This is a genomic window from Limnohabitans sp. (genome assembly GCF_031539105.1).
Classification (GTDB): Bacteria; Pseudomonadota; Gammaproteobacteria; order Burkholderiales; family Burkholderiaceae_C; genus Limnohabitans.
This window is the reverse complement of record NZ_JAVKLM010000034.1, coordinates 45,224-57,679: the sequence shown is the minus strand read 5'-3', so window position 1 is coordinate 57,679 and position 12,456 is coordinate 45,224. Positions and strand designations below refer to the sequence as shown.

Annotated in this window: 12 protein-coding genes; 1 reads left to right on the top strand and 11 read right to left on the bottom strand. The window is 58.2% G+C overall.

The window, feature by feature from the left end:
* On the top strand, positions 1-1,041 hold a 1,041-nt coding region (locus tag RMR24_RS08985), incomplete at its 5' end, for a DUF3418 domain-containing protein (protein WP_310614738.1).
* 10 nt (positions 1,042-1,051) lie between these two features.
* Here the strand turns inward: RMR24_RS08985 and RMR24_RS08980 are convergent.
* The 11 genes from RMR24_RS08980 to RMR24_RS08930 all read right to left on the bottom strand — a co-directional run bounded on the left by RMR24_RS08980 (position 1,052) and on the right by RMR24_RS08930 (position 12,448).
* Positions 1,052-2,215: a pyridoxal phosphate-dependent aminotransferase gene (locus RMR24_RS08980; RefSeq protein WP_310614737.1), complete on the bottom strand. Its 1,164-nt coding sequence runs from the start codon at positions 2,213-2,215 to the stop codon at positions 1,052-1,054.
* Between the two features lie 10 nt (positions 2,216-2,225).
* The gene (locus RMR24_RS08975; protein WP_310614740.1) at positions 2,226-3,167 is read right to left on the bottom strand and encodes a CysB family HTH-type transcriptional regulator; all 942 of its coding nucleotides are present in this window, start codon (positions 3,165-3,167) and stop codon (positions 2,226-2,228) included.
* A gap of 57 nt (positions 3,168-3,224) precedes the next feature.
* Positions 3,225-4,232 (bottom strand): NAD-dependent epimerase, encoded by a 1,008-nt coding sequence (locus RMR24_RS08970; RefSeq protein WP_310614736.1) that lies wholly within the window; start codon positions 4,230-4,232, stop codon positions 3,225-3,227.
* Between the two features lie 32 nt (positions 4,233-4,264).
* Positions 4,265-4,951, bottom strand: coding sequence for a phosphatase PAP2 family protein (locus RMR24_RS08965; protein ID WP_310614735.1), 687 nt, complete (start codon positions 4,949-4,951; stop codon positions 4,265-4,267).
* Positions 4,948-6,510 (bottom strand): glycosyltransferase family 39 protein, encoded by a 1,563-nt coding sequence (locus RMR24_RS08960; RefSeq protein ID WP_310614734.1) that lies wholly within the window; start codon positions 6,508-6,510, stop codon positions 4,948-4,950. Before RMR24_RS08960 ends, RMR24_RS08965 begins: the two co-directional genes overlap by 4 nt.
* 14 nt (positions 6,511-6,524) lie before the next feature.
* Positions 6,525-8,015 (bottom strand): glycosyltransferase family 39 protein, encoded by a 1,491-nt coding sequence (locus RMR24_RS08955; protein ID WP_310614733.1) that lies wholly within the window; start codon positions 8,013-8,015, stop codon positions 6,525-6,527.
* 68 nt (positions 8,016-8,083) lie between these two features.
* Positions 8,084-9,097 carry a glycosyltransferase family 2 protein gene (locus tag RMR24_RS08950; protein WP_310614732.1) on the bottom strand — a complete coding sequence of 338 codons (1,014 nt, stop codon included), beginning with the start codon at positions 9,095-9,097 and terminating at the stop codon, positions 8,084-8,086.
* 12 nt (positions 9,098-9,109) lie between these two features.
* The gene (locus tag RMR24_RS08945) at positions 9,110-10,039 is read right to left on the bottom strand and encodes a lysylphosphatidylglycerol synthase domain-containing protein (RefSeq protein WP_310614731.1); all 930 of its coding nucleotides are present in this window, start codon (positions 10,037-10,039) and stop codon (positions 9,110-9,112) included.
* Entirely contained in the window at positions 10,036-10,839 is an 804-nt protein-coding gene (locus RMR24_RS08940) for a phosphatase PAP2 family protein (protein WP_310614730.1), read from the bottom strand. Before RMR24_RS08940 ends, RMR24_RS08945 begins: the two co-directional genes overlap by 4 nt.
* A gap of 25 nt (positions 10,840-10,864) precedes the next feature.
* Positions 10,865-12,031, bottom strand: coding sequence for a nucleotide sugar dehydrogenase (locus RMR24_RS08935; protein ID WP_310614729.1), 1,167 nt, complete (start codon positions 12,029-12,031; stop codon positions 10,865-10,867).
* 60 nt (positions 12,032-12,091) lie between these two features.
* On the bottom strand, positions 12,092-12,448 hold the full coding sequence (locus RMR24_RS08930) for a CbiX/SirB N-terminal domain-containing protein (RefSeq protein WP_310614728.1): 357 nt from the start codon (positions 12,446-12,448) through the stop codon (positions 12,092-12,094).
* Positions 12,449-12,456 lie beyond the last annotated feature (8 nt).

Below are 12,456 nucleotides of genomic sequence, written 5' to 3'. Positions count from 1 at the left end.
GGGGTTTGGGGGGGGGGTTGGGGGTTTGAGTTGCCTGGGGGGGCGCGGGTGGGGGGGCGGGGGCCTCCTCGTGTTTTACAAAAATCGACCCCGGCGCCCCCGCATCGCTCGACGCCTTCGGGTGGGTCGGCGTCTGTTGCTGGTTCTGCGGTTTCTTCGCCTGCAGAACAGCGCTACACCAGTTGGACCTTTGGTGAATTACCTGAGCTGATGGAAATCACCAGAGGCAAACAAACCCTCATTGGTTTTCCGGCGCTGGTGGATGTGGGTGATGCTGTGTGCATTGAAGTGTTTGACGAGCCCGAGGTGGCTGGCACCAAACACCGCGCTGGCTTGCGCCGCTTGTTTGCCATGCAAATCAGAGACGCGCTCAAGTACCTTGAGAAGAATTTACCCGATCTGCAAAAAATGTCGGTGGCTTACATGATGGTAGGCAAGTCACCCGATGGTTCGGGTGGGGGCACAGTGGATGAACTCAAACAACAAATTTTGGATGTGGCGCTGGACCGTGCGTTCTTGCTCGACCCACTACCCACAAGTGAGGCTGATTTCAAACGTCGTCTTGAGGAAGGCCGTGGCCGACTGACGTTGATCGCCAACGAGATAGCGCGCTTGGCCAGCACCGTGCTGACCGAGTTTGCAGCGGCCAGCCGCAAAGTGAAAGACACCAAAATCAGCCCCGACAGCGTGGCCGACGCTTCGCAACAGCTGCAACGCTTGGTGGGCAAACGCTTCATTGCTGACACACCCTACACACAGCTGCAGCACTTTGCGCGCTACCTCAAAGCCGTGGTGCTGCGCCTAGACAAACTGCGCGCCGATGCAGCGCGCGATGCCACCAAACTGGCCGAACTCAAACCGCTGGAGCAAAAATATTGGCGCTTGGTGGCCGAGCGCAAAGGCGTGACCGACGCACGCATGCAAGAGTTCAGATGGCTACTGGAAGAGCTGCGCGTGAGCTTCTTCGCGCAAGAGCTGCGCACGCCCCAGCCGGTGAGTGTGAAGCGGCTGGATAAGGCTTGGCAGCAGTTGAGTTATTGAGCTTGATTAATCAAAGCCGCCCCAACCGCCCCAACGCCAACTTCAAGGTTTCGTCTTTCTTGGCAAAGCAAAAACGCACCACGCGTTGGTCAAAGCCATCGGCGTAAAAGGCCGACAGAGGAATGGCGGCGACGCCAATTTCAGAAGTAAGCCATTTGCAGAAGTCAGCTTCGCTCAGGTCTTTTTCTGGCACGCCCAATTTGTCGATGCGCACGCACTGAAAGTAGCTGCCTTCCGAGGGCAACAACTCAAACTTGGTTTGGGCCAAGCCTTGGCGAAACAGGTCGCGCTTGGCGGCGTAGAAGGCGGGCAGTTGCAAGTAAGGCTGTGGGTCTTTGAGGAACGAGGCCAAGCCGTGTTGCACAGGCGTGTTAACGGTGAACACGTTGAACTGGTGCACTTTGCGAAACTCGGCGCTGTAGGCTGCAGGTGCAGCCACGTAGCCAATTTTCCAGCCGGTGACGTGGAAGGTTTTGCCAAAGCTCGACACGATGAACGCACGCTCGGCCAAGCCGGGGAAACTCGATGCGCTCAGGTGCTTCAGTGGTGCGTAGACCATGTGTTCGTACACCTCGTCGCTGATGAGCACGATGTTGGTGGGGGCGAGCAGCTCTTGCAGTTTGAGCATTTCCTCGCGCGTCCACACCGTAGCGCTGGGGTTGTGCGGGCTGTTGACGATGATGGCGCGCGTCTTGGGTGTGATGGCCGCTGCGATTTTGTCGAAGTCAGGGCGGAAGGTGCCGGGGGTGAGCGGCACGCGCACGGCCACGCCGCCGGCCATGTCGATGTTGGGGATGTAGCTGTCGTAGCAAGGCTCCAACACAATCACTTCGTCACCTGCACGCACCACGGCCAAGATGATGCTGAGGATGGCTTGGGTCGCACCCGCCGTGATGGTGATTTCGTTGGTGGGGTCGTAGCGGTATTGGTAGAGCGACTCAATCTTGTCAGCCACGGCTTCGCGCAGCGCGGGCACGCCGGTCATGGGCGGGTATTGGTTGAGGCCGTGGGTCATGGCGTCGTTCACGCAGGCCACGAGCTTGGGGTCGCAGTCAAAGTCGGGGAAGCCTTGGCCGAGGTTGACGGCATTTTTTTCAGTGGCCAAAGCCGACATGACCGTGAAGATGGTGGTGCCGATTTTGGGGAACTTGGTGTCGAGTTGAGGTGTGGTCATCTTGCGTGGTTCACATGTTGAAATCAGTGGGGTGGCCGTCGAGGGCCTTCATGATGAGGTTGCGGTCGAGGCGGTCGCTCAAGAGGGCGGCAAAGTCATACACAAAGTGGCGAATGTAGGCGCTGCGCTTGAACGCAATACGCGCCACGTTTTTGCCAAACAGCAGCGAGGCGGGGCGTGCCACGAGGTCGTCGTCCAAGCCGTCTTTCACAGCCATCTCGGCCACGATGCCCACACCTAAACCCAAACGCACATAGGTTTTGATGACGTCAGAGTCAATCGCTTCGAGCGCGATGCGTGGCGTGAGGCCCTTGGCTGCAAAGGCTTTGTCAATGCGTGTGCGCCCTGTGAACGAGGGGTGGTAGGTGATGATGGGTTCAGTCGCCAAGTCTTCCAACGTGATACGCACTTTGCCCGCGAGCGGGTGCGATTTGGGAATGACCAACATGTGTTCCCACTCGTAGCAGGGCAGGGTGACCAGCTCGAGGTATTCAGAGAGCGACTCGGTGGCAATGCCAATCTCGGCCACTTCGTCCATCACCATTTGCGCCACTTGCGCGGGTGCGCCTTGGTGCAAACTGATGTTCACATTGGGATAGGCCTCGCGCAGCTTGGCCACGGGCACGGGCAGCACATAGCGGGCTTGGGTGTGGGTGGTGGCGATCGACAACGTGCCGCTGTCTTCGGCGCTGAACTGCTCGCCAATGCGTTTCAAGTTGCCCACTTCGCGCAAGATGACTTCGATGCTGCGCAGCACATGCTGGCCTGGCTCGGTCACGCGCTTGAGGCGTTTGCCGTGACGCGAGAAGATTTCGATGCCCAACTCTTCTTCCAGCTCAATGATGGCTTTAGACACGCCAGGCTGCGAGGTGTGCAGCGACTTGGCCACCTCGGTGAGGTTGAGGTTGCGGCGGACGGCTTCTTGGACGAAACGGAACTGATGTAGGTTCATGGCTTGGCGTTGTAATTTGCCGTCCATTATGCCTTGGGCATCTAACTAATCGTTTCTTTATGCTTTGTAATAGTCTCGGTACCAAGCCACAAAGCGCGCAATGCCCGTGCTCAAAGAGGTTGCTGGCGTGAACCCAATGCAGGCTTCAAGCTGGGTGGTATCGGCAAAGGTGGCGGTCACGTCGCCGGGCTGCGCGGGCTTCATGATTTTGGTGGCTTCCACGCCCACAGCTTGCTCGATGGTGTGGACAAAGTCCATGAGTTGCACGGGGTCCGAGTTGCCAATGTTCAACACGCGGTAGGGCGCCCAGCTTTCGGCGCAACCGGGCTCTTGGCCTTTGGCAAATGTTTGTGACACGGGCGGGCGGTCAAGCACTCGCAGGGCGGATTCGACGATGTCGTCCACATAGGTGAAGTCGCGCATTTGCTGACCGTGGTTGTAAATCTCAATGGGCTGCCCTTTGATGATGGCATCCGCAAATTTGAAGGGCGCCATGTCGGGGCGGCCCCAAGGCCCATACACCGTGAAGAAGCGCAAGCCCGTGGTGGGCGTGCCGTACAAGTGGCTGTAGGTGTGGGCCATAAGTTCGTTGGCGCGTTTGGTGGCAGCGTACAAGCTGACAGGATGGTCGACGGGGTCGGACTCTTTGAAGGGCAGCTTTTCGTTCCCGCCATACACGCTCGAGCTGCTGGCGTAAGCCAGATGCTTGACTTGCCAATGGCGTGACCACTCCAGAATGTTCAAGAAGGCGACCAAGTTGGATTGCGCGTACACATGCGGATGGTCGATGGAGTAACGAACGCCTGGCTGAGCGGCGAGGTGAAGGATGGCATCGGGGCGCCAAGTGCCTAGCTGGCTTTCAATGGCCGCCATATTGACCAAGTCTTCTTCGATGAAGCGGAAGTTGGGCTGGCCCAACAGCTGCTGCATGCGCGCATGCTTGAGATTGACGTCGTAATAAGGGGTGAAGTTGTCAATGCCAACCACGTCGTCGCCACGGGCTAAGAGTCGTTGAGCAGCATGCATGCCGATGAAGCCGGCGCAACCAGTGAGGAGTACTTTCATGCGGCCATTGTCCCGCAAAAAGTGAGACCGAATCAGGGCTGAGTTTTGATCCTGCGGAGTGCTCGCCAGTGCACATAGCACCCGCGTGTGGCCCATGCGCAGCCCCACAGCAGCAAGCCGCCGAATAGCACATCGCCCAAAAAGTGGCCGCCTTGAGCCATACGCACAAAGCCCAGCACCAAGCCGGCCGTCCAGCCAATGAAGATCCAACGGCGACGTGTGCGCGTGGTGGCGAGTGCGCCCACGGCAATCAGCACAAAGCCAGTGCCCGCATGGCCACTCATGAAGGAGCAATTGGTGTCACAAGCCGAGCTCGGGACCAAGGGTGAGGTGTAGGCTTCAGTGCCACCCAGGGCTGTGATTTGGCTAGGACGTGCGCGGCCCCAGTGGTCTTTGAAGCCGACATGCATGATGAGCCATAGCCCGACGATGAGGCAGACAAGCAAGGCGCATGTTTTGCGGCGCATCGCGGGCTTTAACCGACCCTGACCAAAAGCCAACAAGAACACGCAGACCAACACCATAGCTCGCCCAGCCCAAGGCACGCTCATGTGCCAGGTGGGTACCCAAGACCATGCGTCGGCATCAAATCCGACGTTGGGTGTGTAAAACCAATAGGCTACCTGCAGGTCCAATTCTGGCCAAACCAGATAGACCGCAATGCATATCAGGGTGAGGGCAAACCACGTTTGAACTTCGTGGCGTTGGGGGCGTGTCATGGCTGTGGTCGTTGGGCTTGCAGCAGCCAAGCTTGGAGTGTGACGCGATCCGATTGCGCCTCAGCCAGTTTGCGTGCCTGTGGGTATCGCATCAGCAGCGCGGGGTGTGGCTCGCCGGGGTTGATCCACACCACGGTTGGATCGCTGGCATTCGCAGGCCAAGGCTGTTTCCATTCAAAGTGATGGTGCACACCGCCATCGCTGTTCCATGCGTACAGTTTTGGTTCGAGCGTGCGAAGGCTGTAGGCAACTTGCACCAAGGTGCTGCGGTCGCTCGTGAGCCAAGGCACATCACGGTAAGGCTCTAGGGCGGGTTTGAGGATTTGCAATGACGCGTCCCAGCCTCGCATGCGGCCCCAGATGTCCCACTTCGATTGGTTGGCTTGGGTTTGTACACCCACCCATTGTTTGATGTCACCGCCCGTGGCGATGAAGCCGCTCAGCACAACGCCTGCAAGACAAGCCCAGATGAGGCGCGTGAGTGAAAGTTGCAGCTGATTCGCCCAGCAGGCCAGCCACAAGCACACGCCCAAGGCCATGGGCACAGACCAGTTGATGAGCGCTTTGGAATTGAGCGCTTGAATCAAACCCAGCGCCAAGATGGGAAACGAAAAAGCCAAGGCGTAAGCGCGAGGTGTCCACACACTGGTCTGTGACGCAGTCTCTTTCACGCCGTATTCGGCTGGGGGTGGCAAGTGATCCGTGCGTTGTTTGCGCCAAAGCCAAAAGCAAACCAGCCACACACTGGGTCCCAAAATTAACAACTGGCCAAAGGAAAACTCTAAGCCTGATGCCAACACGCGGCGCCATCCACCTGCACCTTGGGCCACGGTCGAGCCTGTTTCTTGCACGGTGATTTCAAGCGTGTGTTGTGCCGTCGGCCAGTGGTTGGCCATGTTCCAAGCCAAGTGCGGCAGCAGCACCAACACAGCCACCAAGCTGGCGAGCATGCCACCCAAGAAAATATGTCGACGGTGTTCTTTGGGTGCTGTTGCCAAGAGCCAGAGTGCAGAAATACCCAAGGCCAAGGCGCTGTATTTGGACAACACGCCCAAGCCTAAGCTCACGCCACAAGCGATCCACCACAAGTTGGCACGCAGGCCTGTGGCATGGGCCGCCTCCCAAAGGGTGAGCATGCAAAACGCCCAACACAAGGTCAGGGGGGCATCGGTGGTGACGCTCAGGCCCAACAAGCCCGACACCAAGGTGGCAGAAAAAAGACCACCCGCAAAGATAGCGGTGCGCATGCCGCTGATGCGATAGGCCAACCAGCCCAGCACCCACGCACTGAGAATCCAGCACGTCATCGCCAGCGCTTTGACACCCAGCAGCGAATTGCCAAACATCGCTGTGGATGCCGTGATCAGTGCCACCAAGACAGGTGGCTTTGAAAAGTAGCCCCATTGCAAGTCACGCGACCACAACCAATATTGCGCCTCGTCCACATGCAAACCCGCACCACTGAGGGTGAATTCGAACATCCGCAAAGCCAGCAAGGCGAGCGAGAGCAGCACCAGGATCACAAGGGTGGACGAGAGGGGGCGGCGGTTCAAAGGCATGAGATCAAAAGGGCTTATGGCATGGGCTTGAGCAGCAACAGCCCACGGTGGCTGTGCGCTGTTTCATAGCGGGACATGGGCAAGCCCTCCACGCGGTCTTGGCGCACGATGACCCAGTCGGTGGCTGTGGGGGGCTGCTGCGTGGTGGGCGCGCCGAAGTAAAACGCAAAGCTGGGTTGATGCATGCGCCATTGCACGATGCGGGCATCTGGGTGGTGTTGGCGTGCCCAAGTGCCAACTTCTTGGAAGGGAGCTTGCAGCACTTGGCCCAACCAAGGAATCACCATGCCAATCCACAACATGCTGACCAGCCAAACGCAGGTCATCAAACGCGCCCATGCTTCAGCACGACGTGCGATGGCAAGCATCACACCGACCAAGGCTACGCCAGCGGCGGCGACCTGAACCCACAAGCCATCGGGCGCGCTGGCCAGCAAGGGTTGTACCCAGGTGTCTTTGACGGTGGTGGCACCCCAAGCTGCGATGAACGGCACGGCAAAAGCCAAGGCGCAAGACAGCGCAGCACACACCCAAAGCGCAGCCTGCCAAACTTGAGTGGCAGGACGCTGGACAGATTGAGCCACGATCAGCAACACCAAGGGTGCAAGGCCATACAGCATGTAATGCGGCAGTTTGGTGCCCGACAGCGAGAAAAACCCCAACACGAACAGCACCCAAATCCACAAGAAGCGTTGCAAGGGATCGGCCCACTGCGTGCGCACGCTGCCCAGCAAACGCACGCACCAAGGCGACCATGGCAAGAGCAGAAGTGGCAACACCACCACGTAGTAAAGCGGATTGCCACCGTGTCCCTCAAGCGTGCCAGTGAAACGTTCGACGTTGTGCTTTAAAAAGAAGCCCTGCACAAACGCCATTTCGTGACGCTGCAACGCGTAGAGATACCAAGGCACAGCGATGGCGAGTAAAAGTAACCAACCCTTGGGCTCCCAAAGCGCTTGCAAGGCCGTACGACCTCGGTCAGTGACCAAAGACCAAATGAGCAACGTGACGCCAGGAATCAGCAGCGCCACCGGGCCTTTTGTCAGCAAGCCAAGCCCGCACCACACATAAGCCCAGCGCAATGCCGCGCGAGAGCCTGTGGAGGCAAAGGTCCACAAGCACAAGCCTGTAGCAATCAACAAGGCATTGAGCATGCCGTCGGCGGTGGCTGCACGGCCAATGGCGAGCAGGCCTAAGCTAGAACCCAGCATGAACGCAGCGCGCTGGCCGGCGGCCTCGCCCCAATGCCGGGCTGCAAACCGCCAGACGCCGAAGGTGGCCGCGAGGACCGCCAAAGCGGAAGGCAAACGAGCCACCCAGTCGTGGGAGCCCAACACGGTCATCAGCGCCGCTTGGCACCAATAGATGAAGATGGGTTTGTCAAAACGGTCTGCGCCGTTGAGGGTGGTGTGGCCCCAATCGCCAGAGGCTAGCATTTCGCGTGAAGCTTCGGCAAAGGCCCCTTCGTCCACATCAAACAGGGGGGCACCTGCTAGGCGGACCAAATATAAACTCAGGAGCGACAGGGCGACCCAAGTTGCGCTGGTCCAGCGAAGGGGGTTGCAGTACTGAATCATGCGTGTGCGGTATGCCAGCCCTCTGAAGCTTCGGGTGCTTCATTGCGCATCACATGGTAGGAGCGTGCACCGCTTTGGTCAAAGTAGCTGCGCATCAAAATCTCCGCCAATACACCCGTCGTCAGCATTTGCACGCCTGCGAGCAGCGCAAAGAAGCCCAGCCACAACAAGGGGCGACCACCCACTTGGTCGCCAAACAATTTCAAAACGCCCAAATAGGCCAAGACCAAGCTGCCGATGGCCGAAAAGACCAGGCCAATGCCGCCAAAGAAATGGCCAGGGCGTGTGCCAAAGCGCAAGAAGAAGTACATGGCCAGCAAGTCAACGATCACACGGAAGGTGCGAGAGATGCCGTATTTGGACTCGCCCAACACGCGTGCGTGGTGACGCACAGGCTCTTCGGCCATGCGACGTGGGGATGTGACCGTGGCTAGCCAAGCGGGAATGAAGCGGTGCATTTCGCCATACAGACGCACTTTGCGCAGCACTTCACCGCGGAAGGCTTTGAGGCTGCAGCCCAAGTCTTTGAAATCGAGGCCAGACACTTTGCGAATCAAGGTGTTGGCAATCATGGACGGGAACTTGCGCAAGATGAAACCATCTTGGCGCTTTTGACGCCAGCCAGCCACCATGTCGAGGTCTTCGTTGAGCAAACGCGCCACGAGTTTGGGGATGTCGCGTGGGTCATTTTGCAAATCGCCGTCCATGGTGACGATCACGTCACCTCGTGCGGCATCAATGCCTGCTTGCATGGCGGCAGTTTGTTTGAAGTTGCGGCGCAGTTCGACCACGCGGATGTGCGGGCCAATTTCTTTGGCGCGTTTGAGCAAGGCCGCCACCGTGTTGTCTGAGCTGCCATCGTCGACCAAGATCATTTCCCAAGGCATGGGGTAGTGCTTCAGTGCGTCTTGCACCGCATCGATTTGCAAAGGTGCATTTTCTTGTTCGTTGTACATCGGAACAACGACGGACAAGGTGTGCTGTGGCATGAGGGCGATGGGGTCTGACATGATGTGAAAACCTTATGGTGAAAATGTGGCTGGCGCCCCGTCCAGGCGGTGCAGCGGTTTTTGGCTCCAGCCTAGGACACGCGCCACCGTGGCTGAGCCAACCGTGACGGCCAAAGCCAGCAAATGCACAGCCAAAGCTGTGGCAGCAATTTCTTGCCAGGGTAGGGTGGCTGACCACTGGATGCCAAAAATGACACCACCTTCGTAAGGCCCAAAGCCCGCCGGAGGCTGCAAGGGAAGTGTAGCGGCGAGCTCGCCCCCCACCGATCCGTGTAAGGCCGTCCTAAAGTCAATCGGCAGCATGACCCACAGCGGCCAAGCAATGGCGCAGGACTTGAGGATCCAGTTGGAAATGGCGTACATCCAGCTTTCCCACGCAGGTGGGGGAGCTTGGAAAGGCTCAGCGCCTTCTTTGCGCGACATGCGGTACATCAGCCATGTCCAGCTCAAAGGCAGGATCCACATGGCCATCGCCATCATCACCACCGCCAATACCAAGCTGATTTCTAAAGAAAACGGGGCGAACAAAGCCACTGACAAACCGCCCAAAACCGCCATGTCTTGGACGCGCAATCTAAGCAGGCTGATGCTGGCATCGCGAATGGAAATGCCGCCTTGTCGGTGCAGCACCCATACATAAATGGCTTCACCCCCGCGCATGGGCACCAAGACGACCCAAGCGCTGTGCCGCACCATCAGGCCCCAAGCTTCTCGCCAACCCATGTTGAGTGTGTCGCGCCATTCCGTTCGAACGCGGCCAGCGCGCAGCAGGTGGCTGGCTGCCAAGCCGATGGCACTGACCAGCCAAATGTGGGCCGGTACGCGCTGCCAAGCGCCAATGGCCACATCCCAGTCCACGGCGCGCAGCATCCACGCCATGATGGCAACTGCCAGCACGGTGACGCCGATGGACACCCAGAGTTTTTTGGAAGATTTTTTCATGCGGCGTGTTCAGAAGTTGGGCGTGACCACCAGGTTTGGATGCGCCACATCAAGCTCGCCACAGCCAAGCCACCAAGCAGCCACTGCCAGGTCAAGGCCAGTGGCATGCCTTCGTCAAACGTGAAGGCGGCCCAAGCACCCAAAGCTTCTACAAAAACGGGAAGCCATGGGAAAGCTTGCGCATCTTTGCGCGGCCATGCAAAAGGAAAGCGCCAAGCCAGCCAGCCCACCATCAAGCCGAGACCACTGCCCACTAGCACATCGGCGGGCCAATGCGCCCCCACAGCAATGCGGGATGCAGCGATGGTGGCAGCGATAGCCCATGACAAGCCCTCCAACCAGCGAGGGTATGCGTGCGCGCGGATCAAGCACACCCACAGCGTGCCCATGCACATTGCTGCGAGCGCGTGGCCAGATGGCATGGAGTGGTGGTTGATGACAGGGTTACCAATGAAGTGCAGCATGTCCAAAGGCAAAACTTCACCGGGCCTAGGTAGGCTGAGCCAAGGTTTCAGGGTATGCGTCACGATGCCGCCAAGCAGGAATGCGGTCAACACCACGCGAGCGCCTAAGTCGCTGCGGCTCATGACGCTGACCAAAATCAAGACCGCCCAGCCTAAGCCCGATACGGTGATGCAAGACCAGAAGAGTTCAGGCAGTAGCTGCGCAGCGTGGTTCAGCCCAAGCATCAAGCTCGGGTGCCACTCTGAGAATTCGGCTAAGACGCCTGCCGCAATGATCAAAGTGGCCATCACGAACCAAACGCGTCCGTTAGGCGGCGACGACAAAGTGATCTGCATGCAGTGAGGATGAGGGCGAGCGAGCTTAGTCGCTGCCAAACAAATCGCGCGTGTAGACCTTGGCCGCCACATCGCTGAGATCGTCTGTTTGGCGATTGGCCACGATCACATCGCATTGCGACTTGAACGATGCCAAGTCGTGCGTGACTTCAGATTTGAAAAACTCTTCCTCTGCCAACAAAGGCTCGTACACGATGACGCGCACGCCTTTGGCTTTGAGCCGCTTCATGACGCCTTGAATGCTGCTGGCGCGGAAGTTGTCGCTGCCCGCTTTCATGATGAGGCGGAAGATGCCCACGGTGCTGGGCTTGCGGCGCAGGATGTCGTCGGCAATGAAGTCTTTGCGTGTGCTGTTGGCGCTCACGATGGCACCAATCAGCGTTTGCGGCACATTGTTGTAGTTGGCCAGCAATTGCTTGGTGTCTTTGGGCAGGCAGTAACCGCCATAGCCAAAGCTGGGGTTGTTGTAATGGCTGCCAATGCGTGGGTCTAGGCAAACACCATCGATGATTTGGCGGGTGTCTAGGTCGTGCGAGGCCGCGTAGCTGTCGAGCTCGTTGAAATACGCCACGCGCAAGGCGAGGTAGGTGTTGGCAAACAGCTTGATGGCTTCAGCCTCGGTGCTGCCTGTGAACAGCACTTGCACATCGGGCTTCAGAGATGCTTCTTGCAACAACCCGGCAAATACGCGGGCCCGTTCAGACACTTCGCCCACCACAATGCGGCTGGGGTAGAGGTTGTCGTGCAAGGCTTTGCCTTCGCGCAAAAACTCGGGGCTGAAAATAATTTGCTCTGTGCCCAGATCGGCGCGAATCTTTTCAGTGAAGCCCACTGGAATGGTGGACTTGATGACCATCACCGCTTTGGGTGCGATGCGCTTGACATCGGCAATCACCGACTCGACCGAGCGGGTGTTGAAGTAATTGGTTTGCGGGTCGTAATCGGTGGGCGTGGCAATGATCACGTAGTCAGCGCCTGTGTAGGCATCAGCCGGATCTAGCGTGGCACGCAAATTCAATGTTTTTTCAGCCAAATAGGCTTCAATGTCGCGGTCATCGATGGGGGAGTGACGGGCATTGATGGCTTTGACGCGCTCGTCGACGATGTCGAGAGCCACAACTTCGTGGCGTTGTGCGAGTAAAACTGCGTTAGAAAGACCGACGTAACCTGTGCCTGCAATGGCGATTTTCATAAGTTATCACGCAATTATTAGGATCATCGATTCTAACATTTGACCCCGTCAGCCAAGGCCTCAACTCAGGGCAATATCGGCCAGCAAATCCAGTAACTGTGCTTGTTCGCCCACGGCGGGCTGGCACTGAATGTCTACCGAGGGGTGGTCGATTTTCAAGACCCTGATCAACTCGGGCAAATCCTCACGCGCATGGCGGCCTACACCCAAAAACATCGGCACCACACACAAACTGGTGGCGCCTTCGTCCACCAAGGCCTTTGCCACATGCGGCAGATCGGGTTCGGTGAGCTCAAGATAGGCGCATCTAACCACCGTGGTGGGGGAGCGCTGAACAATGCGTTCAGCCACCGCTTGAATGGGCTTGTGCCAGAGCGGATCGCGGGAGCCGTGGGCGAACAAAATGATGGCGTGCATAAAAAACC

Excerpts from the sequence above, each read along its gene's own strand:
- RMR24_RS08945 (WP_310614731.1), bottom strand. The coding sequence starts at position 10,039 with ATGAAAAAATCTTCCAAAAAACTCTGGGTGTCCATCGGCGTCACCGTG.
- RMR24_RS08950 (WP_310614732.1), bottom strand. The coding sequence starts at position 9,097 with ATGTCAGACCCCATCGCCCTCATGCCACAGCACACCTTGTCCGTCGTT.
- RMR24_RS08980 (WP_310614737.1), bottom strand. The coding sequence starts at position 2,215 with ATGACCACACCTCAACTCGACACCAAGTTCCCCAAAATCGGCACCACC.
- RMR24_RS08935 (WP_310614729.1), bottom strand. The coding sequence starts at position 12,031 with ATGAAAATCGCCATTGCAGGCACAGGTTACGTCGGTCTTTCTAACGCA.
- RMR24_RS08940 (WP_310614730.1), bottom strand. The coding sequence starts at position 10,839 with ATGCAGATCACTTTGTCGTCGCCGCCTAACGGACGCGTTTGGTTCGTG.
- RMR24_RS08975 (WP_310614740.1), bottom strand. The coding sequence starts at position 3,167 with ATGAACCTACATCAGTTCCGTTTCGTCCAAGAAGCCGTCCGCCGCAAC.
- RMR24_RS08965 (WP_310614735.1), bottom strand. The coding sequence starts at position 4,951 with ATGACACGCCCCCAACGCCACGAAGTTCAAACGTGGTTTGCCCTCACC.
- RMR24_RS08930 (WP_310614728.1), bottom strand. The coding sequence starts at position 12,448 with ATGCACGCCATCATTTTGTTCGCCCACGGCTCCCGCGATCCGCTCTGG.
- RMR24_RS08960 (WP_310614734.1), bottom strand. The coding sequence starts at position 6,510 with ATGCCTTTGAACCGCCGCCCCCTCTCGTCCACCCTTGTGATCCTGGTG.
- RMR24_RS08970 (WP_310614736.1), bottom strand. The coding sequence starts at position 4,232 with ATGAAAGTACTCCTCACTGGTTGCGCCGGCTTCATCGGCATGCATGCT.